The sequence below is a fragment of the Bacillus sp. 220_BSPC genome (assembly GCF_001054655.1).
GTDB classification, from domain to species: Bacteria; Bacillota; Bacilli; order Bacillales; family DSM-1321; genus Peribacillus; species Peribacillus frigoritolerans.
Map to the genome: position 1 here is coordinate 31,076 of NZ_JVPL01000206.1, position 22,078 is coordinate 53,153.

Sequence of the window (22,078 nt, forward strand, 5' to 3'; positions counted from 1 at the left end):
GGGCTTATACCTCCACATCATAAGGCTCATAATCTTTTCTAAGGGGATACCCTTTCCAATCTTCCCCAAGTAAAATCCGCTTTAAATCAGGGTGTTCATAAAAGTTAATGCCCAATAAATCATACGCCTCACATTCTGGCCAATTGGCACCTGACCATAATGGGACCAATGATGGGATAACGGGAGTATCCCTATCAAGCTTCACCTTCAAGGCAACTGATTGGTTCATTTTGAATGAGTGTAAATGTACATAGATTTCCATATGGGATTCAAAATCCGTACCATGAAGTTCCGATAAATACGAAAAATCAAGCTGTTCATCGTACCGCAGAAATTTGGCTATTGAAAAATATGTATCCGGATTGGCCACTAAAGTGGGTACATCTTTTGATAGTCTATTAATATAGTTCTCTAATAATGCCCCTTGTCCTACATGGCTTTCAATAGCAGAAACAATTTGATCAAGTTTCGACTGATTTGGGGAAATTTCGCTAGGGGTGTCAACTTCCTCGCTTTCCTGTACAGCAGCCCTGTTCTTCGCAGCAGCAGCCGCTTTCGCTTTGGCAGCGGCTGCTGCTTTCGCCTTTGCCGCTGCCGCCGCCTTTTCCTTCGCTGCATCCATTTCGCCTTCCGGCTTTTCTGCCGCTTCTGCTTTCGCCTGTTTCCGGGCCAATGCCGCTGCCTTCGCCTTGGCCGCTGCCGCCGCCTTTTCCTTCGCTATATCCATTTCACCTTCCGGCTTTTCTGCCGTTTCTTCTTTCGCCTGTTTCCGGGCCAATGCGGCTGCCTTCGCCTTGGCCGCTGCCTCTGCTTTTTGCTTCGCTATATCCATTTCACCTTCCGGCTTTTCTGCCGCTTCTTCTTTCGCCTGTTTTCGGGCCAGTGCTACGGCCTTTGCCTTGGCCGCGGCCTCTGCCTTTTGCTTCGCTAAGTCTTCCTTTTCACTCATCTATATCACCCGCTTTCCGGTTTTCGCCTCATAACGGATTTTTTCTTTTAATTTATTGATCCCGTAAATAAGTGCAGCTGGGTTTGGGGGACAACCCGGTATATATACATCGACAGGTACAATTTGATCTACCCCTTTGACCACTGAGTAAGAGTGAACATAAGGGCCGCCAGCAGTTGCACAGGAGCCCATTGCAATAACCCATTTCGGTTCTGGCATTTGTTCGTATAATCTACTTATTATTGGAGCCATTTTTTTCGTTACCGTTCCTGAAACAATCATGACATCCGATTGTCTGGGGGATGTCCGAAAAAAAGAACCAAATCGGTCCAAATCATAATGAGAGGAGCCGACACCCATCATTTCAATTGCACAACATGCCAAACCGAAAGTCATTGGCCAGAGTGAGTTACTTCTAGCCCAGCCTTTTATTTGTTCAAGTGTGGATAAGAAAATACTGTGGCGCATTTCTTCCATTTCTTTAGGGGTAAGTTCATCCAACTTCAATTCCACTTTAACACCTTCTTTTTCCAAGCATAGATTAGTCCTAGCATAAGGATCACGACAAAAAACAGCATTTCAATCAATGCAAACAGTCCGAGTTCATCATAGGCAACCGCCCATGGGTAAAGAAAAACCGTTTCTACATCAAATATGACGAACATCAATCCGAATAGATAATACCTGACATTGAATTGAACCCTTGAATCCTGAAAAGGATCGATTCCGCTTTCATAAGTCGTATATTTCATATCTGTCGGTTTATAAGGCCTTAGCAGTCTACCAAGAAATAAAGCGATCACAGGTAATAAAATACCGAGACAAAGGAAAACAAATACAATTAAATAATTATTTTGGTAAATATGCAGCTGTCCCATGTTCATCTCCCTTTATGGATAAATCATGTTAACTGGATAGAAGTTAAATTTGCCTGTCTTCTTTTTGGATACTGTAATAAAATATTATGCAGGGTAACAATCTTTTAGAAGCTACGTGATAGGAGGGGGTATGAAGCAATAAATGTAAGCGTATACATTATAACATTAGGATAAAAACATGTCGACGAGTTAGGGTTTAAAATGGAAAATACTTTACCCTATAATTCGACCTTTTTTTCCTAATTCCGATATTCCATGTCAATGATCCTCAAAAACCTTCAGGATAAAAAAACACCTGATCTTACCACGAATGGCTTGATCAGGTGTTTTCAACAATTAAAGTTATCGCATTTCTGCAATTTGGATTCGGTTAATGGCACGTTTAAGCGCTAAATTAGCTCTTTTGGCATCATTTGATCCATCATTGTTCTGCAATCTTTGTTCAGCACGGGCTTTTGCTGCTTGAGCACGTGCAAGATCGATAGTTTCAGCTCTTTCAGCAGATTGAGCTAAAATGGTTACCACATCAGGGCGAACTTCTAAGAAGCCACCATTTACAGCTACATAGTCTGTGTTGCTTCCATTTTTAAGACGGACAGCACCAATGGTAAGCGGGGCTACAGTTGGAACGTGTCCAGCCATGATTCCCAGCTCACCGCTTTTAGCTTTAGTGCTTACCATTTCAACTTCTGCATCATATACTGGGCCATCGGGAGTAACAACATTGACTTTAATGGTCTTCATTTCATTCCCTCCTAGGTCCCTTTAATTAAGCCATTTCTTTTGCTTTAGCAACAACTTCTTCGATGCGGCCAACTAGACGGAAAGCATCTTCTGGAAGTTCGTCATATTTTCCAGCTAGGATATCTTTGAATCCTTGGACTGTTTCTTTAACTGGTACATAAGATCCCTTTTGACCAGTGAATTGTTCAGCCACGTGGAAGTTTTGTGACAAGAAGTTTTGAATTCTACGAGCACGTTGAACGATTACTTTTTCGTCTTCGCTTAATTCGTCCATACCCAAGATGGCAATAATATCTTGAAGTTCTTTATATTTCTGTAAAGTCGATTGCACTTGACGAGCCACTTTATAGTGCTCAGCCCCAACGATTTCTGGGCTAAGGGCACGAGAAGAAGACGCCAATGGATCAACTGCAGGGTAGATACCCATTTCAGAAAGTTTACGCTCAAGGTTAGTTGTTGCATCCAAGTGAGCGAAAGTTGTAGCTGGAGCCGGATCCGTATAGTCATCGGCAGGTACATAGATCGCTTGAATGGATGTAACTGAACCTTTATTTGTTGAAGTGATACGTTCTTGCAATTGACCCATTTCAGTAGCAAGAGTTGGTTGGTAACCAACCGCTGAAGGCATACGTCCTAGTAGGGCGGAAACCTCAGAACCTGCTTGTGTGAAACGGAAGATGTTATCGATGAAGAAAAGAACGTCTTGTCCTTGTTCGTCACGGAAATATTCAGCCATTGTCAAACCGCTTAGGGCAACACGCATACGTGCACCTGGCGGCTCGTTCATTTGTCCGAATACCATCGCTGTTTTCTTAATAACACCAGAATCAGTCATCTCGTAGAAAAGGTCATTACCTTCACGAGTACGCTCACCTACACCAGCGAATACCGAGATACCGCCGTGCTCTTGTGCGATGTTATTGATAAGTTCTTGGATAAGTACAGTTTTACCAACACCGGCTCCACCGAAGAGACCGATTTTACCACCTTTGATGTAAGGAGCAAGTAAATCTACTACTTTAATACCTGTTTCAAGGATTTCAACAGATGTTGATAATTCCTCGAATGTTGGTGCTTGTCTGTGAATTGGATCACGACGCACCTCTGCTGTAAGTGGTTCGAATAGGTCAATGTTTTCCCCTAATACGTTGAAAACACGACCTAGAGTAACTTCACCTACAGGTACTGAAATTGGAGCTCCTGTATCAACAGTCTCTGCACCACGGGTTAAACCATCAGTGGAAGACATTGCTACAGTACGAACTGTATTATCACCTAGTTGAAGGGCCACTTCAAGAGTTAGTCCTGTACCAGACGCTGTATTTTCGATTCTTAACGCGTTATAGATCTTAGGAAGTTGTCCGTCTTCGAATTTCACGTCAACAACCGGACCCATAACTTGAGTAACGCGTCCTATATTCATCGTTTTCCCTCCTAACGTTGCTTATAACGACTATCGAGTTTATGGAACGGCCAAGCTTCGTCCGGGCCGACCGCTCCTTTAATGATTTTATTCTAAAGCTGCTGCACCGCCGACAATCTCTGTAATTTCTTGAGTGATCGCTGCCTGACGTGCACGGTTATATTGTAATGAAAGTGAGTCGATCAACTCTTTTGCATTATCGGTCGCATTTTTCATTGCAGTCATACGTGCAGAGTGCTCACTTGCTTTACCATCTAATAAAGCACCATAAATCAAACTTTCTGCGTATTGAGGCAGTAATACCTCAAGGATTTCTTCTGCATTCGGTTCAAATTCATAAGAAGTCAATGTTGCATTGGAAGTATTGAAGTCAGCTAACGGAAGGACTTGCTTTTCCGTTACCTCCTGCTGGATTGGGCTGACATAATGGTTATAGTACATATAAAGCTCATCACACAGCTCATTCAGATATAAATTCACTGTCGATTTTGCAAGGGAGCTAATGTCAGCGAAAGACGGCTGATCAGGAACCCCAATTACTTCAAGCTCTACGTGCATGTTACGGCTGACAAAGAAATCACGGCCAACCCTTCCGATTGCGATAATGACGAACTCATCATTGGATTTATGGCGTTCAAGAATGGTTTTATGAACGTGGCGAAGTATACTACTATTGTATGCCCCAGCCAATCCACGGTCCGATGTGATTACCAAGTAACCGGTTTTCTTAACTGGACGTGAAGTAAGCATTGGATGCGATGCATCCGTGCTTCCGTTCGCAATACTGGATACCACTTCTTGAATTTTTTCCATATATGGAACATATGCTTTAGCATTAGCTTCCGCACGGTTCATTTTAGAAGCAGATACCATCTGCATCGCTTTTGTAATTTGACTCGTCTTTTTCGTTGAAGTAATCCGAGACTTAATATCGCGTAAAGAGGCCATTCATTCTCACCACCCTTTATAAATTAGTTAGACCTTATTATTCGGAAATAACGAAGTTCTTTTTGAATTCGTTAATTGCAGCAACGATAGCAGCGTCTTCAGGAAGACCTTTTGTTGTGCGAATGTGATCTAATAATTCCGGATGAGAACGATCTAGGAACACATAGTACTCTTCTTCAAAACGAAGGATATCCGATACTGGAATATCATCTAAATGACCTTTAGTCAATGCATAGAAAATCATGACTTGTTTTTCTACTTTGATCGGTTTGTTTAGATCTTGCTTAAGGACTTCAACTGTACGAGCACCACGGTTAAGTTTTGCTTGTGTAGCAGCATCAAGGTCAGAACCGAATTGAGAGAATGCTTCCAATTCACGGTATGAAGCCAAGTCAAGACGTAATGTACCGGCAACTTTTTTCATCGCTTTAATTTGTGCAGATCCACCAACACGGGATACGGATAGACCAGCGTTAATCGCAGGACGTACACCTGAGAAGAACAAATCGGATTGTAAGAAGATTTGTCCATCTGTGATGGAAATTACGTTTGTTGGAATGTAAGCAGAGATGTCGCCTGCTTGTGTTTCAACAAATGGAAGCGCAGTGATTGAACCGGCACCTAAAGTGTCATTCAATTTTGCTGCACGCTCAAGTAAACGGGAGTGCAAGTAGAATACATCCCCTGGGAATGCTTCACGACCTGGAGGACGGCGAAGTAGCAAGGAAAGTTCACGGTATGCAGATGCTTGTTTAGAAAGATCATCATAAACCACAAGAACGTGCTTGCCGGCGAACATGAACTCTTCACCCATAGTCACACCAGCATATGGAGCTAGGTATAAAAGTGGTGCTGGTTGAGAAGCTGATGCAGATACAACGATTGTGTAATCCAAAGCACCATTTTTACGTAGTGTTTCAACAGTTCCACGAACCGTTGATTCTTTTTGACCGATAGCGACATAGATACAGATCATATCTTGGTCAGCTTGGTTAAGAATTGTATCGATTGCAACTGATGTTTTACCAGTTTGACGGTCACCGATGATTAACTCACGTTGTCCACGACCGATTGGAACCAATGCATCGATTGCTTTAATACCTGTTTGTAAAGGTTCATGTACTGATTTACGGTCCATTACACCTGTTGCAGGGCTTTCTATTGGACGAGTTTTTGTCGTAGCGATCGGGCCAAGGCCATCTAATGGTTGCCCAAGCGGATTCACGACACGTCCGATTAATTCTTCTCCAACTGGCACTTCCATGATACGGCCAGTACGGCGTACTTCACTGCCTTCTTTAATGTCTCTGAATGGTCCAAGAATAACAACACCTACGTTATTTTGCTCTAGGTTTTGTGCTAATCCCATTGACCCATTGGAAAATTCTAAGAGCTCCCCAGACATTGCATTATCTAAACCATGAACGCGTGCGATACCATCACCAACAGTGATAACCGTACCAACATCGCTTACTTTAATTTCCGACTGATAGTTTTCAATCTGCTTTTTAATCAGCGCACTGATTTCTTCAGCTTTGATGCTCATGAATTTCACCCCTATCTGTGAATATTAACCTAATAGTTGTTTGCTAAGGCGATCTAACTTACCGCTAATCGTCCCGTCATAAATGCGGTTACCGATTTGTAATTTGATGCCGCCAAGGATATTGCTATCCGTAATATTAGTGATGCGTAAATTTCTTTTGCCGATTTTTGCTGCAAAAGATGAAGACACAGCTTCCACTTCCGTTTCAGTCAATGGACGTACTGTATAGACCGTTGCATCAGCTACTGAGTTTTCTTCATTCGCAAGTTCAATGAACTCTTGTGCCATTGCTGTCACTTCATCTGTACGATGACGCTCCACCATCAGCATCACAGTGTTTTGAACGGAAAAAGAAAGGCTTGCAAATGCATTTGCAATCAAAGCGCCTTTTGCATCTTTAGTCATTTTAGGATGAGCCAGGAAGCTTAATAGCTCATCATCTTTTGTAAAAACTTCATTCACTATGCGAAGCTCTTCTTCAAGTTGGTTAATGAGATTTTGCTCTTTCGCAATTTGGAAAAGGGCAACGGCATAACGCTTTGCTACTGTTATATCGCTCATTTCCCTTCTCCTGCCTCTTGAATGTAGTCATTAATCAATTGTTCTTGATCTGCTTCGGATAGTTCTTTTTCTATTACTTTAGAAGCAATAAGTACGGATAAAGATGCCACTTGCTCGCGTAATGCCGTAATGGCTTTTTCTTTTTCCTGTACGATTTCACGCTTAGCTGTTTCTTTGACGCGTTCAGCTTCAAGACGTGCTTGATTCACGATCTCTTCACGCTGTGCTTCACCTTGAAGTTTTGCGTTTTCTATAAGTTGTCCCGCTTCAGTGCGAGATTGTTTTACGATTTCACGTTGTTCTTCTAAATATTTAAGTGCTTCTTGTCTGCTAGCTTCAGCTGCTTGAATTTCATTTGCAACATGTTCTTCACGTTGAGTCATGATGCCCATTAGAGGACCCCATGCAAATTTCTTCAGCAACGCTAACAAAATGATAAACATTACTAATTGGTATAACATGTCTCCGCCATTAAAGCCATGAGACGTTGACCCAAGTACAAAGCTGCTTGTTAACACGCTTGGTTCACTCCCTTCACGAGTTTCACTTCTTAAAGCGTTCATTATATGAACTTTAGAAAACTATGCTCTTAAACTGTATAAAAACAGGATTGTGGACATAAAGGAAAGGCGAAGGTTCACATGGAACGAACTTCGCCATTTTTGAACTTTTTGAAGGTTCTATTAACCACCATATACCATAAACGCAATTACTACCGCGATGATAGGCATCGCCTCAACTAAACCTACCCCGATGAACATTGTTGTTTGAAGCATACCGCGAGCTTCTGGTTGACGAGCGATACCTTCTACTGTTCTTGAAACGATAAGACCATTACCAATACCTGCACCTAGTGCTGCTAAACCAATTGCAATTGCTGCTGCAAGAAGACCTACTGAACCTGTCATTATAAATATCCTCCTTAGATTGTATCAAAATTTATTATTTTTTTAGTTCTAAATGAACTTATAATTAATGGTCGTCACTGACTTTATGAGACAGATAAACCATTGTTAACGTGACAAAGATAAACGCTTGGATACTACCGACGAAAATACTATAGCCTTGCCATACTAATGTAGGCACAATTGCACCAATAAATCCGGCAGCTCCACTAAATGCCAGGGTGCCCGCTAATAGACTCAGCAAAACTTCACCAGCATAAATGTTACCATATAGACGCAGACCAAGTGTCAAGGAGTTTGTAAATTCCTCTACAAGTGTCATTGGGTTTTTATAAGCTTTAAAGTAACCCTTGGCGCCTTTCATTTTTATAGCATAATAATGCGTTAAACCTAAAACCATGACTGCAAGAGTCAATGTGATAACTGGGTCGGCTGTTGGTGATTTCCACCAAAGCACTCCATCGTAACTAATTGCAAACGGAAGACCTAGCATATTGGACACAAAAATGTACATTAGCAAAGTCATACCAAGCAGTTGAAACTGACCACCTGTTCTCCAGTCCATGTTACTATTAATAATACCCTTAACGAAATCCATAATCCATTCCATGAAATTCTGCATGCCGGTTGGCTTCATGGCAAGCTTACGTGTACCAAGCACAGCAAGTATGAACACAACTAGACTGGCAACTGTAATCATTAGGACGTTACTCAAGTTAAAGGTAAGACCCATAAATTCTTGTAAGGGTGCTTCATGATTCAACTATATTCACCTCTCTTCCCCGCTATCGACGTATTAATTGGATGAAAAAATCTATAAAAATGACAATATAAGCTGTCATTAATCCCCATACAACACTTATCAGATGAAAATGCTCCGGAAATTCCAATGCAATGAGTACCGCTAGACCTGCGGATGCCATTCGTGTCATCGTCCCAAGAGATTTCGTTTTCTTTCCTTCATCGAGCGCCTGACTGAACTTTTTCATTTTCTGATTGATCAGCCATAAATTGTATAAACTCAAACTCGTACCCAGTATAAGCCCAGCAAAAACGGCTTGATAACTCGTAAGTCCCCATCCAACAACATAAACCGCCAGAAGAAAAATTATATATTTACTCTGCCTGTTGAACATGATTTTCATTTCTGGCATTTTTCATTTAATCTCCTGAGAAATATTTTCGTACTGAATGAAGCATTGCTTGTAAACCTAGCAAGTCCACAAAGAAGGCCAATTACTAATAGCAGCGGTTCGAATCTTAGGTTCTGACGAGTAAAAGAAGATACCGAACAAAACTGATCCGACTATTTGAGAAAGAATCGCTGACATCAAAGTCATAGCCATTTTAGACGGCGATCATTTGACGCAAGTTGCATCCTCGCGGTTGAATTTGGTGGAGGATAGAAAACATTTCATGCTGTAAAAATCTGCATGCCGGGCTCCTGAAAACCCTCTCATTTTACATCCTTTGTTAGCATACAATAGGCTAGAATCATTGTCAATGAGTGGTTAGTGAAATTTGTCACAGGTTTGTAATTATTAACGAATTGTTCACAAATTATCTTTTTTATACTATTGACATCCATTTTATTTTACTTATTGTCCTCTCTTCACTCGATAAGTAACGTCTTTTCTATCCGATCTTCCCTTCCGCCCCTTCTTGCAAAGATTATCGCCTTATATATTCCTTTAGGCGGCAAGTCCTCTTTCAATACATCTTTTTTGATCAAACCGGAAGGAGCCGATCTGGACCAATCCAAATATCCAGCGAATTTCAAGCTATCTTCCTCATAAAGGGCAATACCGAATTCTTCAGCCCCGCGCGGAAGATACATTTCGTATCGATATGTGCCTTCCTGGTCCCCTTGACCAAAATCAAATCCCATTATCCTTGGATAATCAGGCTCTTCTTTTACATATAAATAAGGAAGGGATATTCTTTTGGTTCCTTCCATTATAATGAGGTATCCATCAAAGACTCCCTTTTTAAGCTCGGCTGGGTTGACCTGCAATCCGACTTTTATCCGTTTCTTTTCCTTCGGTTTCAAAGTTAGGGACTTCGGCAATTCCCAAGTAAGCCCCGTCTCTTTTAATGGGACCATGAATGAGTACTTCCTCATTTCCGTTCCGGTATTTTCTATGACTATCGTTTCATGATGCTCTTCAATTCCCTCTTTTTTTGTATACATCCCAAAGGACAATGAGCTTGGATTCAAGAGCGTGTCCGCTTTTAAAGCTTCGTCGACCTGGATGCGTCCAGCTCCCTGTTCATATGTGTGATACAATTGATACGCTGTTTTCCTCAATGGCTTGGAAGTGCTCATCAATGCAGATTTCACTTGGTCAGGAGTCCATTCCGGGTGTTTTTGCAGGATTAAGGCGCATGCACCTGCAACATGCGGTGCGGACATACTTGTTCCATCCAGGGACATATATCCTTTAGGAATGGTGCTTTCAATTTCCACTCCCGGTGCCAATACGTCAGGCTTTATTCCCCATGATACGGTTACCGGTCCCCTGGAGCTAAAATCCGCGAGCCTATCCTGCTCGTTCTTATAAACAAATTGAACGGTTTTGCTCTGCCCCTGCTCCATGATTTGCTTGAGCTGCAATCCATCTCTTCTATTAATAGAAGCAGCTGGGATGTTCATTTCTTTTTCCAAGCTTCCAGTAAAGCTCCCGCTCGTATTATTAAAAACAATTACCCCCTTGGCACCTGCCTTTTCTGCATTGGATACTTTCTGCTGGAAGGTAAGTGTACCACGTTCCATCAATACAATCTTATCCCGAACATTCTTCAGGTCCTTTTCATTACCCAGTCCCCCATATATGACATCCTCGGAAAACGTCAGGTTCCATTTTTTAGAGCCTTGAAACAAGGTTAAATGCGATTGATGCTTTTTTGATCCAAGTCCGTAAATCAAATACGGAACCCTTAAGGGGGGAGTCGAGGCCCCAACGGAAATCGCTTTTTCCGCTGTACCGGGTGAACCGACGGTCCATACAGCCGGACCGGAATTCCCGTTTGATGTCACGGCAACGATGCCGCTTTCCACAGCCTTATTCAACGCAAGGGAGATGGGTAAATCAGGACCATTGACGTTATTGCCTAGAGAGAGGTTCAATACATCCACCTTATCCTTCATGGCTGTCTCAATGGCCGTCAATACTTGATCTGTATCTCCAGAACCGCCTGGCCCCAAAGCTCGATAAGCGTAAATCTCCGCTTCAGGTGCGACGCCTTTCAGTTTTCCATTGGCTGCAATGATGCCTGCCACATGAGTGCCATGCAATGTATCCAGGTCGCCTTGATTTTTGGTTTCCATCGGATCTGCATCACCGTCAACCAGATCCTTACCTCCTTTATAAGCTCGTTGCAAATCGGGATGTGTATAATCGATGCCAGTATCGATTATCCCTACCTTTATCCCTTTCCCGGTGATCCGGTGATTCTCCTTATCAAAGAAACCCCTGACCCTGTCTCCTCCTATGTATGGGACACTTTCATCCAACACGGGTTGATAAACGGATATTTCCGTTACGGCCTGAATTCCCCCCTCCTTTTTAAGTTGTTCTATTTCTTTCATTTTCCCGTGAAGGGAAAATCCATCCAGGGCAACCGAATAAACATTCCGTAATTGAAGAGATGGATATTTTTCAAGCAGTTTTTCGATCTTTTTTCGATTAAACGCCTTATCCATCGTGACAACAACCGTTACTTCCTTAGATTCAGATAGTTTTGGTAAAGGCGGCAAAATGACTTTTGCGAAGCCCTTTTCATTTTGATAAATAAATATAAAAAGGAAAACAAACACTATGAACGTTTTCTTTCCCAACATAATCATCCCCTTAGCAGTTATCTTTTCTCAACAACCTTGGAGTATGCAAATAAAAAAAAGGAAAAGCGCATAGCTTTTCCTTTTTTATGGTTCAAATCTAGTTGGCGGCATATTCACTTGCTTAAAATAGTACCGGATCGCTTCAGCTATGCGGACCGAAGCATTTCCGTCCCCATATGGATTTGAAGCTTTGGACATTTTTTCGTGCACCTCTTGATCGGTGAGCAATTCATGTGCCAAATCATATATGGTTTGTTCATCAGTACCAGCCAATCTTAAGGTTCCGGCCGCAATCCCCTCAGGACGTTCGGTCGTATCCCTTAAAACCAGGACGGGTACACCAAGTGACGGTGCCTCTTCCTGGATTCCTCCAGAATCAGTCAAAATCAGATAGGCTCTAGAAGCGAAGTTATGGAAATCCAATACATCCAGCGGTTCGATCAAATGAACCCGCGGATCGTCCCCGAGAACTTCGTTTGCCAATTCTTGAACAAGCGGATTTAAATGAACAGGATATACCACTTGAACATCATCATGCTCAACAATGATTCTCTTAACGGCCCTGAAGATATTCCTCATGGGTTCCCCTAGATTTTCCCTCCGATGGGCGGTAAGCAAAATGAGCCTGTCTTCTCCAAGGCCATTTAAAACCGGATGGGAATATGTCGGCCTTACAGTCGTTTTTAAAGCATCCGTTGCCGTATTTCCCGTCACGAAGATATTATCCTTCTTGTTTTCGTTCAGCAGATTCTCCTCGGCTTTCGAAGTCGGCGCAAAATGCAAATCCGCCATCGTACCCGTAAGCTGTCGATTCATCTCTTCGGGATAGGGGGAATACTTATTCCATGTGCGCAGCCCCGCTTCTACATGCCCAATGACAATTTGATTATAAAAAGCTGCCAGACTGGCGACAAACGTTGTGGTTGTATCACCATGAACGAGAACAATATCTGGTTTAGCTTCCTTCATTACGGAATCAAGACCATTTAATGCTCTTGTTGTAATGTCAGCAAGCGTTTGCCTTTCCTTCATTATGTCCAAGTCATAGTCCGGCTGTATGGAAAATAGTTCGAGAACTTGATCTAACATTTGGCGATGCTGAGCAGTAACAGCAACGATCGGCTTGAAATATTCTGGGTGTTTTTGAAATTCGAGTACTAAGGGAGCCATTTTGACAGCTTCTGGTCTCGTCCCGAAAATGGTCATGACTTTAATCGGTTTGTTCATTCGTGACACCTCAGTTTCTTTCCTTATTTTGTGCCGAATAAACGATCTCCTGCGTCTCCAAGACCTGGAACGATATAACCATGTTCATTCAGTTTTTCGTCAAGACCCGCAATATAGATATCAACATCAGGATGAGCTTCTTTTAAAGCTTCTACACCTTCTGGAGCTGCAATCAAACACATGAATTTAATATTGACCGCACCGCGCTTTTTAATGGAATGGATCGCTTCGATGGCTGATCCGCCAGTGGCTAGCATCGGGTCAACGACAATGCATTCCCTTTCTGCCAAGTCACTTGGCATCTTCGCATAATATTCAACCGGTTTCAATGTTTCAGGATCACGGTAAAGTCCAACATGTCCAACCTTTGCAGCAGGAATCAGCTTAATGATTCCGTCCACCATCCCTATGCCTGCACGTAAAATCGGGACGATCCCCACTTTTTTACCAGAAAGCATTTTCACTTTCGCTGTGCTTACAGGCGTTTGGATTTCCACTTCTTCCAGCGGCATATCCCTCGTGATTTCAAATGCCATCAATGATGCAACTTCATCCACTAGTTCACGGAATTCTTTTGTTCCTGTATTTATATCACGTATATAGGCTAATTTGTGTTGAATTAACGGGTGATCGAAAACATAAACTTTTCCCATTTGGCATCTCTCCAATTCCATTGCTTAGTTTTGCGCTTTTTTATGATTTCCCTAATCGAATAGAAAAATTTTCGTGTCTTTTAAAATTCACTTCAACCTATTTTACAGAAAAATGTTTCAATCTTCAATAAAGGTTTAGATGTCAGACCTATTTTCACTATTCGGATTCTTCTAACACACTGACCTTCCATAAATGCAAAAAAACCGCTCCCTTTAAAGGGAGCGGCTCCTATATTACAATGAAGGATATAATTCAAATTTGTTCGCTAATGATTCAACACGCTGTTTTGCTTCTTCAAGCTTAGCTGCGTCTTCATTATTTTTCAATACAAGTCCGATGATAGCAGCTATTTCATCCATGTCTTCCAATCCGAAGCCACGTGATGTCACTGCCGCAGTCCCAATACGTATACCGCTGGTAACGAAAGGTTTTTCCGGGTCATAAGGAATCGCATTTTTGTTCACGGTAATACCGATTTCATCCAAAACATGCTCTGCGATTTTTCCCGTTAATCCTGTAGAGCGCACATCCAGAAGAATCAAGTGATTGTCCGTTCCATCAGAAACAAGAGTGAACCCTTCTTTCTTCAAACCTTCACCCAAACGTTTAGCATTGTCGATGATTTGTTTGGCATATACTTTAAAATCATCTTGAAGCGCTTCGCCGAATGCAACAGCCTTAGCTGATATAACATGCATCAAAGGACCGCCTTGAATTCCAGGGAAGATGGATTTATCGATCTTCTTACCGAATTCCTCTTTACAGATGATCATCCCACCGCGTGGTCCGCGAAGTGTTTTATGAGTAGTTGTCGTTACAAAGTCAGCATAAGGAATTGGACTTTGATGTAATCCAGCCGCAACTAAACCTGCAATATGCGCCATGTCGACCATTAAATATGCCCCGACTTCATCCGCAATTTCACGGAATCGCTTGAAGTCGATTTCCCGTGGATATGCACTTGCACCCGCTACGATCAATTTAGGTTTGTGTTGACGCGCTTTTTCCAATACATCATTGTAATCGATACGGTGATCTTTTTCGTCTACACCATATTCAACAAAATTGTAGTTAACACCACTGAAGTTTACTGGACTTCCATGTGTTAAGTGACCACCATGCGAAAGGTTCATCCCAAGCACTGTGTCGCCAGTTTGAAGCACTGTAAAGTAAACGGCCATATTGGCTTGAGCTCCAGAGTGAGGCTGTACGTTCACATACTCGCCTCCGAAAATTTCTTTCGCACGCTCACGTGCTAGATCTTCAACGATGTCTACATACTCACATCCGCCATAGTAACGTTTTCCAGGGTATCCTTCTGCATACTTATTAGTCAAGACCGACCCTTGCGCTTCCATGACAGCTTCACTCACGAAGTTTTCAGAAGCAATAAGCTCAATTTTACTTCTTTGACGCCCTAATTCCAGTTGAATTGCGTTAAACACTTGCTCATCTTGCTTTGCTAAACGATTCATTCCGTAATTCCTCCTCAAATTGTGCGTGATTCGCTTTTTAGTATTTATGTGCAACATGCCTTCAAAAAGCATGAAAAAGCCTTACCAATAATTATTAGAAAATTCTACTCCATTTTAACATGTCTAATTTAGAAGTGATAGTCTAATTTTATCGAACATTAAATGTTTTTTCATTTAAAAATGTTCGTATTTAACATCGAAATTGTGATAAATAGCTCTTTCACCCTATATTCCATGAGCGAAATCACCATTCTATTAGCACTATTAAAGAAAGTTTTTTCTTCTAAGCCATACCTTGAGCTTTACGATTTTGCCCGCCTCAATTAAAAAACAGCATTCCCCATCCGAGAAATGCTGTCTTACTTACCCATTAAGTACAACTCTTGTTTTCAGAGAGGTCCCGATAAACTGCACGCTCCCCGCCAATCAGTTTCGGACGGGTTTTTGCCATGGTCACATGTGCATGTCCTATTTCTTTAATGGCAGAGCGGATCGGAACCGCAACATGCTTCAAATGCATACCAATGAATGTGTCTCCAATATCTATCCCCGCATCCGCTTTGATATGTTCAACGACGACTGCATCTTTCCATTGCTGATAGGCGTACGTCGCCATCGATCCCCCAGCTGTTCTTACAGGAACGACCGAAACTTCTTCATAACCAAAACGAATCGCGGTTTCCCTTTGTAAAACCAAGGCCCTGTTTAGATGCTCACAACATTGAAATGCAACCTGAACACCCGTTTTTCCTTGAAAATCCCTCACAACGGAAAAAATCATCCCAGCAACATCGAGCGTCCCGTCAGTACCGATCCTTTTCCCGATCACTTCACTTGTACTGCAGCCGATAACCAGTAGCTGTTTCTCTTTTAAAGCCGTCTGTTCTTGGAACTCATATAAAAGTTCCCGAAACTGGTTTTCCCATATCTCAAGCTCATTTGAAAATGTAGCATAACTTGTCATGAAAACGCATCCTTTCAATAAGAAAACTTGCTATCGGAACTCTCCAAAAACCATAAGAATCAGCTGTGCTTACCTTCGTACTCCGCAATCTTACCGATCCTGTTTTGATGGCGCCCGCCCTCAAATTCCGAAGTCAGCCATGTTTGGGCAATTTCCCTGGCAAGACCCGGACCAATGACACGTTCCCCCATCGCTAACATATTGGTATCATTATGCTGACGGGTCAATTTCGCACTATAGACATCATGAACCAATGCACATCGTATTCCTTTGACCTTATTGGCAGCAATGCTCATTCCGATTCCAGTTCCACAGATTAAAATGCCCCGATCGAACTCACCCCGTGCCACTTTTTCAGCAACCGGCAAGGCATAATCAGGATAATCGACCGACGTACTGCATTCACAGCCAAAGTCCTCAAATGGAATCTGTAACTCATTCAATAAATTCTTTATTTCTTCACGGATATGTATACCACCATGATCCGAAGCAATCGCAACTTTCATCATAATCCTCCTCTAGCTTTTTCATTTGATTTTATTGTGTCACAAAATTATGAAAAGATAAAGGATGTCCATCACTTCCCCGCAAAGAAGCAGGAAACCAACTCTGGTTTCCTGCTAGCGGGTAATGGTCCTGTTCAACTTTTCCGCTTTCACTTTAAGTTCCATTGCCGATTTTCCGACATTTCCCATGACTATCCCTTGTTCGTTTGTGACAGCCGTCACTTCTTCCGCTCCAGCAGATGCTTATTCTGCAATAGCAGCCACTTCTTGGGGCCGCCTTGATCCTATACCAAGCTTAGTAATATCTTTTACTCCAGCGACCACATTATGTACCCCAGTTCAATTTTTAAGCCTTTTGACTAATTCATCTATCAATTCCTGCAGCTCCCTGAACGTTTCCCGATAAATGCCTTCAGAACCGCCGAACGGATCCATTATGTCTCTATCATATTTATCGCCGAGAATGAATTCTTTTAAAGTAAAGGTCTTATCGATCATTTGGGGGTATGAACGGGTAATGGCCGATTTATGCCCTTCCGTCATGGTGAAGATATGAGTTGCCCACTCCATTTCCTTCGCGGATAAAGGCGTTGAATGATGATTATGCACTATGTCATTTTCAACCAATACATTTTTAGCATGCATCGAAGCATCCTGACCTGTCGAAGCATACACGCCTGCGGACTTCACTTCAACACCCGCAATATTCTTGTTTTTCAATATCGCTTCTGCCATCGGGCTTCGGCATGTGTTACCTGTACATACAAATAATACTCGGATCATTTTAACGCCTCCTTTTTATTCATTATAAGCTATCGCCCGTTTATTATAGTCAAAAAATCACTGTCATTGTGGCCGAAGAAAAATAAAAACCGCCCCGTTAATCGGAACAGTTGAGGAAGGAATGATATGAATTCAGGCGGATCAAAAAGAGAACAATAATTTCAATCCAAACGCACACAGGATGCTTCCGCCTAGAATCTCACTATACACGCCAAGCAAACCCTGCATTTTTCTACCCAGTAAAAGCCCCGCCCACGTTAATAGAGTGGCGGCAAACCCAAAACAAAGAACGGTTAAAATCGTTTTGGCACCGTAAATCCCCAGAGTCAACCCTACCGAGAAGCTATCCAGGCTTACCCCTAAAGCAAAAATGATTAAACCTTTCCCGACAGGAGCCAGCATCTTATTTTGCATGGCACCAGCTCCATCCTTTTTACCAGGAATAAACATCTGTATACCAAGAATGATCAACAAGAGACCGCCGGCGTATGTAGCGAAGGTCCCGAATTTTTCTGAAATGAAACGGCCTGCCCCCATTCCAAGCAAGGGCATCCAAATATGAAAAATGCCTACTGTCAAACCTATAAACAGAATTTGCCTCAACCTTAGCTTAAACATTCCCATTCCAAGGCCCACTGAAAAGGCATCCATTCCCAAAGCGAAGGCCATTAGCAATAAGGTGATGATTTCTCCAGCAAATGTATTCATTCCAATCCCCCTCGGACGTGCCTACTACATGTTATGCATGTCCGAAAAGAAATAGAAGGATAAATCAGTCCTTATTACACATGTTGCTTGATGATTTGATGACCTGCAGCCTTCTCAAGCCGGTTCATGACCGCAGCCCCTATTCCATGGTCAGGAAACATTTCACTAAAAATGACATCGACCTCCAGCTCGTCAAACTGTCTTAAGGCATCATATAAGCCTGTCGCAACTGTATGTAAATCGGCTAATGAACCTGGGACAACCACATAATCCGCCTTATAATCCTGTTGATGTTCATAAGCCGTAATGATGCCCACCTTTAACCCGTCACTTCTTTTTTCATCCACAAGCTTCTGAAGGAAAGCTTGATTGCCCTTGACTAAAAATAGAGGGGCCTTCGGTGCATAGTGGGTATATTTCATGCCCGGGGCTTTTGGCGCCGTTTCCTGATTCTTCAAAGCGACATCTTGCCTGACTTCCCCTATTACCGCTTCCAGCTGTTCCAGGGTCACCCCGCCAGGCCTTAAAATAACTGGGACTTCCACAGTGCAATCCAGTACTGTGGATTCCACGCCCACACCTGTATTCCCGCCATCGACTATACCTGCAATCCGGCCCATCAAGTCATCTTCAACATGTTTTGCTGAAGTGGGGCTTGGTTTACCGGAAGTATTTGCACTTGGAGCCGCAATGGGCAAATCACTCGCACGAATAAGGCCAAGGGCAACCTGGTGATCCGGCATCCTGACAGCCACCGTGTCCAATCCAGCTGTCACAAGATTCGATAGCTGGCCCGGTTTTCGTTTCATGATCAAAGTCAAAGGACCCGGCCAAAATTCTGCCATTAGCTTCCGGGCCTGTTCCGGAATCTCTTCTACAATACCTGACAACTGGTCATCCGAGGCTATATGAACGATTAAAGGATTATCACTCGGACGCCCCTTTGCTTCGAACACTTTTTTGACCGCCTCGTCATTTTTGGCATTCGCGCCGAGTCCATAAACGGTCTCCGTAGGAAAAGCAACCACTTGATTAGCCTTTAATAATTCAGCTGATTGTGTAATCTGGGGATAACTTTGTAAATTATCCACATTTTTATCCACTGACCAAATTTTCGTTTTCATTTTGAACACCATCGCCTTTTAACATTTCTTATTTTATATAATCGCTTTAATATGAACGGTATTTTCAACTTAACGTACGAATTCCGCTTAAAAGATACTTTGAAAGTATAAAAGAAGTATACACATAATTCAAGTGTTATCCACAAATTGGGGATAACCACATCGAATCCGTGGATAAGTTTGTGGATATTAATAATTAATGACAGACTTTTTTGATTTTTTGTTAATAACCCTGTGGATAAGTTTTTAAAATTATCTGAATTTAAAGAAGAGGGACTCAGCCCCCTCCTTAAAATAGATTATTGAAGATTTCTGCAAACAAGGACTTCACTTCCACCTCGGGCTCCTTTTCCCCTTCATATAATTGTTGACCTTTTTCATTGGATGCCGCAAGTTCAACCTTGTTTTCTTCAACTTTCCCTTCAATGACTTCCTCTGTCACCTGTTCCTTATCTTTCACTACCGCCACTTCTTCTTTTACCTCTGGCTCTACAACCTCTTCTTTTACCGTTACTTCCGGTGCTTCCTCTTTTACGCTCTCCACGATTACCTCTTCTTCAACTACTTCTTCCGGCCCTTTTTCCTTTTCAGCCAGCCCTTCTTCTTCAACCACTTCCTCCGCAACAGGTTCACTCTCTTCATTCGTTGCAGCATACGCCTTTCCTTCCGAAGTCAATGACCCTTCCCCTTCATCCTCGACAATCGGACTTTGACTTACAGCCGTCCCATTTGAAAAATCCAAGAAACACAATGGGGGAAATAACACACACCACCAATTAGCGCCGTCCCCTTCACCAAGCGTGATAATCACTGCTTCATATTCCCCTGCCGGATATAAATACTGCCCGTACAGTTTTGTCGGAAATTCAGCTTGTCCAAAATCCACTTTCACCGACTGCTCCAAACCTTGTTCCTTTATTACCGCCTCAGCCGTCGCCTGGATATCCGGCAGATGCGAGGTGATCACATCCCTCGCTTCATCCAAAGAAGTAAGCTCAGCGACCCACTTTGTGATATCTTCATTTACCTGATCCCTAATCAGCCGTTTAACCGCTTGATCCTCTTCTGCATCACTATTGGCGAGTATCCGCAGCCGAATCGCCTCATCCGGGATTACCTTCGTATCTTCTGCACCGACCATCTCCGCTTTAGGCATATATATACTTACGATCGTTCCTATAGTTAAGATTAATAGATAAATAATGGCTAAATGTTTAGTTTTCATCGCCTTCGCCCCCTCACATGAATTAGTCTCACCATTTTCCAGCTATCTTAAACTAGTAAAAACAAAAAAAGTTGATAGCTGGAAATATAGATTCCAAAGGATTAATGAGGGTGTTGTCCAAAAAAAAACCGTCTCACATAATAAACTGTACCCTATAGAGTAGACACCTAAAAAAGTCTCCTATAGGGTACTTTTTTGTATAATTAAGAAACACAACGAGAAAACACAACATGGGACTGGAGAAGGTTATGAGTAAAAAGCTTTTTACAGAGAAAGAAATCAAACTACTATCATCTAATAATTATGTTAAATCTGTAAGTTCAAAAGGAATTACTTATACTGATGAATTTAAGCATATATTTATAGCGGAAAAACAGAAAGGCAAGTTCGTAAGGCAAATATTTGAAGAATTTGGGTTTGATGTAGAGGTTTTGGGGACGGAAAGAATTAAATCAGCGAGTAAGAGATGGCAAGCAGTTTACGAGAAGAACGGGATTATTGGTTTATGTGACACTAGAGCAGGAAATTCAGGGCGCCAAAAGGAAAGAAAACTTACCCTAGAGGAGAAAAATGCTCGCTTAGAAGCACAAATCAACTTACTAAAGGCAGAAAACGAACTGTTAAAAAAGATTCGTTTTGCAGAAAGGGGGATGAAGAAGTAGTTCTTCCTCCTTTCCAAAAATATATCCTAATTCGCTCCGTGATTGAAAAATATCAACTAAAACATATGGTGAAATACCTTTGTAAAATAGTCGGTGTTTCAAGAAGTGGTTATTATAATTACTTCTCAGTGAAATCACAGGAAAAAAGAATTCGAAAAGATGAAAAGGATGAGGTAGTGAAAGAAATCATCATAAAAGCATTCCATTTCAAAAATCGTAAGAAAGGGGCTCGTCAGATCAAAATGACTTTGGCGGGTCAATTTAATGTTGTCTATAATTTGAAGCGTATCCGGCGAATCATGAAGAAGTACAGCATTATATGCCCTATTCGGAAGGCAAATCCGTACAGACGAATGATGAAAGCCACTCACGAGCACCGTGTGGTGCCGAATCTTTTGAAGAGGGAATTCAAACAGGAAGTTCCAGGTAAAATACTACTGACAGATATCACATATTTGTTCTATGGCCAAGGAAAGAAAGCTTATCTATCAACGATTAAGGATGCTTCGACCAATGAAATTGTGGCTTACCATGTATCAGATCGCATTACCATGGACCTGGCTACGGAAACCCTCCTCAAGTTAAAGAAAAATCGAAGATTTCACAAAGCAAAGAATGCCTTTATCCACTCTGATCAGGGAACTCATTATACCCATCCGGACTTTCAGAAATTAGTAAAAAAACTGGGATTAGGCCAGTCGATGTCAAGGCGCGGGAACTGCTGGGATAATGCACCTCAAGAATCTTTTTTTGGCCATTTTAAAGATGAAGCCTCTATTAAAGCATGTTCAACTTTAGATGAATTAAAAAAAGAAATTAAGCAATATATGACGTATTACAATCACTACAGATACCAATGGAATTTAAAAAAGATGACTCCTGTTCAATACAGAAATCATCTTTTTCAAGCTGCCTAGGCTTTTTTTAAACTGTCCTTTACAAAGGGTACATTTCA

At 42.0% G+C, this 22,078-nt stretch carries 23 protein-coding genes; 1 reads left to right on the top strand and 22 read right to left on the bottom strand.

Going from position 1 to position 22,078, the window contains the following annotated elements:
- Positions 1-4 precede the first annotated feature (4 nt).
- The 22 genes from ADA55_RS16385 to spoIIR form a co-directional block, all read right to left on the bottom strand.
- A complete protein-coding gene (locus tag ADA55_RS16385; RefSeq protein ID WP_048685834.1) occupies positions 5-949 on the bottom strand; it encodes an NADH-quinone oxidoreductase subunit C in 945 nt (314 codons plus the stop codon).
- Positions 950-1,426 (bottom strand): NuoB/complex I 20 kDa subunit family protein, encoded by a 477-nt coding sequence (locus tag ADA55_RS16390; protein WP_170946902.1) that lies wholly within the window; start codon positions 1,424-1,426, stop codon positions 950-952.
- A gap of 26 nt (positions 1,427-1,452) precedes the next feature.
- Positions 1,453-1,827 carry an NADH-quinone oxidoreductase subunit A gene (locus tag ADA55_RS16395; protein ID WP_048685838.1) on the bottom strand — a complete coding sequence of 125 codons (375 nt, stop codon included), beginning with the start codon at positions 1,825-1,827 and terminating at the stop codon, positions 1,453-1,455.
- 342 nt (positions 1,828-2,169) lie between these two features.
- Positions 2,170-2,571, bottom strand: a complete 402-nt coding sequence (locus ADA55_RS16400; RefSeq protein WP_048685840.1) for a F0F1 ATP synthase subunit epsilon — start codon at positions 2,569-2,571, stop codon at positions 2,170-2,172.
- Positions 2,572-2,596: 25 nt separating this feature from the next.
- Positions 2,597-3,994, bottom strand: coding sequence for a F0F1 ATP synthase subunit beta (atpD, locus tag ADA55_RS16405; RefSeq protein ID WP_048685843.1), 1,398 nt, complete (start codon positions 3,992-3,994; stop codon positions 2,597-2,599).
- 87 nt (positions 3,995-4,081) lie between these two features.
- Positions 4,082-4,942, bottom strand: a complete 861-nt coding sequence (locus tag ADA55_RS16410; RefSeq protein ID WP_048685846.1) for a F0F1 ATP synthase subunit gamma — start codon at positions 4,940-4,942, stop codon at positions 4,082-4,084.
- Positions 4,943-4,979: 37 nt separating this feature from the next.
- Positions 4,980-6,488 carry a F0F1 ATP synthase subunit alpha gene (gene atpA / locus ADA55_RS16415; protein ID WP_048685849.1) on the bottom strand — a complete coding sequence of 503 codons (1,509 nt, stop codon included), beginning with the start codon at positions 6,486-6,488 and terminating at the stop codon, positions 4,980-4,982.
- A 24-nt stretch (positions 6,489-6,512) separates the two neighbouring features.
- The gene (locus ADA55_RS16420) at positions 6,513-7,049 is read right to left on the bottom strand and encodes a F0F1 ATP synthase subunit delta (RefSeq protein WP_048685852.1); all 537 of its coding nucleotides are present in this window, start codon (positions 7,047-7,049) and stop codon (positions 6,513-6,515) included.
- A complete protein-coding gene (atpF, locus tag ADA55_RS16425) occupies positions 7,046-7,567 on the bottom strand; it encodes a F0F1 ATP synthase subunit B (protein ID WP_048685855.1) in 522 nt (173 codons plus the stop codon). Before atpF ends, ADA55_RS16420 begins: the two co-directional genes overlap by 4 nt.
- A gap of 165 nt (positions 7,568-7,732) precedes the next feature.
- Entirely contained in the window at positions 7,733-7,957 is a 225-nt protein-coding gene (atpE, locus tag ADA55_RS16430) for a F0F1 ATP synthase subunit C (protein WP_048685857.1), read from the bottom strand.
- Positions 7,958-8,021: 64 nt separating this feature from the next.
- Complete coding sequence (gene atpB, locus ADA55_RS16435) at positions 8,022-8,717, bottom strand: F0F1 ATP synthase subunit A (RefSeq protein WP_048685858.1); 696 nt, start codon at positions 8,715-8,717, stop codon at positions 8,022-8,024.
- A gap of 22 nt (positions 8,718-8,739) precedes the next feature.
- Positions 8,740-9,108, bottom strand: a complete 369-nt coding sequence (locus ADA55_RS16440) for an ATP synthase subunit I (RefSeq protein WP_048685860.1) — start codon at positions 9,106-9,108, stop codon at positions 8,740-8,742.
- A 458-nt stretch (positions 9,109-9,566) separates the two neighbouring features.
- Positions 9,567-11,792 carry a S8 family serine peptidase gene (locus ADA55_RS31050; RefSeq protein ID WP_275452470.1) on the bottom strand — a complete coding sequence of 742 codons (2,226 nt, stop codon included), beginning with the start codon at positions 11,790-11,792 and terminating at the stop codon, positions 9,567-9,569.
- A gap of 87 nt (positions 11,793-11,879) precedes the next feature.
- Positions 11,880-13,022 carry a non-hydrolyzing UDP-N-acetylglucosamine 2-epimerase gene (gene wecB / locus ADA55_RS16450; protein WP_048685862.1) on the bottom strand — a complete coding sequence of 381 codons (1,143 nt, stop codon included), beginning with the start codon at positions 13,020-13,022 and terminating at the stop codon, positions 11,880-11,882.
- A 23-nt stretch (positions 13,023-13,045) separates the two neighbouring features.
- Entirely contained in the window at positions 13,046-13,675 is a 630-nt protein-coding gene (gene upp, locus ADA55_RS16455) for a uracil phosphoribosyltransferase (RefSeq protein WP_034315825.1), read from the bottom strand.
- A gap of 234 nt (positions 13,676-13,909) precedes the next feature.
- Positions 13,910-15,151 carry a serine hydroxymethyltransferase gene (glyA, locus tag ADA55_RS16460; protein WP_048685863.1) on the bottom strand — a complete coding sequence of 414 codons (1,242 nt, stop codon included), beginning with the start codon at positions 15,149-15,151 and terminating at the stop codon, positions 13,910-13,912.
- 370 nt (positions 15,152-15,521) lie between these two features.
- Positions 15,522-16,115, bottom strand: a complete 594-nt coding sequence (locus ADA55_RS16465; protein WP_048685865.1) for a TIGR01440 family protein — start codon at positions 16,113-16,115, stop codon at positions 15,522-15,524.
- A 59-nt stretch (positions 16,116-16,174) separates the two neighbouring features.
- Complete coding sequence (rpiB, locus tag ADA55_RS16470; protein ID WP_034315832.1) at positions 16,175-16,621, bottom strand: ribose 5-phosphate isomerase B; 447 nt, start codon at positions 16,619-16,621, stop codon at positions 16,175-16,177.
- 339 nt (positions 16,622-16,960) lie between these two features.
- The gene (locus ADA55_RS16475) at positions 16,961-17,404 is read right to left on the bottom strand and encodes a low molecular weight protein arginine phosphatase (protein WP_048685867.1); all 444 of its coding nucleotides are present in this window, start codon (positions 17,402-17,404) and stop codon (positions 16,961-16,963) included.
- A 141-nt stretch (positions 17,405-17,545) separates the two neighbouring features.
- Complete coding sequence (locus tag ADA55_RS16480; RefSeq protein WP_048685870.1) at positions 17,546-18,112, bottom strand: manganese efflux pump MntP family protein; 567 nt, start codon at positions 18,110-18,112, stop codon at positions 17,546-17,548.
- Positions 18,113-18,186: 74 nt separating this feature from the next.
- Positions 18,187-19,236, bottom strand: a complete 1,050-nt coding sequence (locus ADA55_RS16485) for an L-threonylcarbamoyladenylate synthase (protein WP_048685872.1) — start codon at positions 19,234-19,236, stop codon at positions 18,187-18,189.
- Positions 19,237-19,525: 289 nt separating this feature from the next.
- Positions 19,526-20,461: a stage II sporulation protein R gene (gene spoIIR, locus ADA55_RS16490; protein ID WP_065421169.1), complete on the bottom strand. Its 936-nt coding sequence runs from the start codon at positions 20,459-20,461 to the stop codon at positions 19,526-19,528.
- Positions 20,462-20,709: 248 nt separating this feature from the next.
- Here spoIIR and ADA55_RS28600 point away from each other — a divergent pair.
- A protein-coding gene (locus ADA55_RS28600; protein ID WP_226990452.1) for an IS3 family transposase occupies positions 20,710-22,040 on the top strand; the annotation gives its coding sequence in 2 pieces (ribosomal slippage) (positions 20,710-21,082 and positions 21,082-22,040; 1,332 coding nt in all).
- The last annotated feature ends 38 nt before the right edge of the window (positions 22,041-22,078 follow it).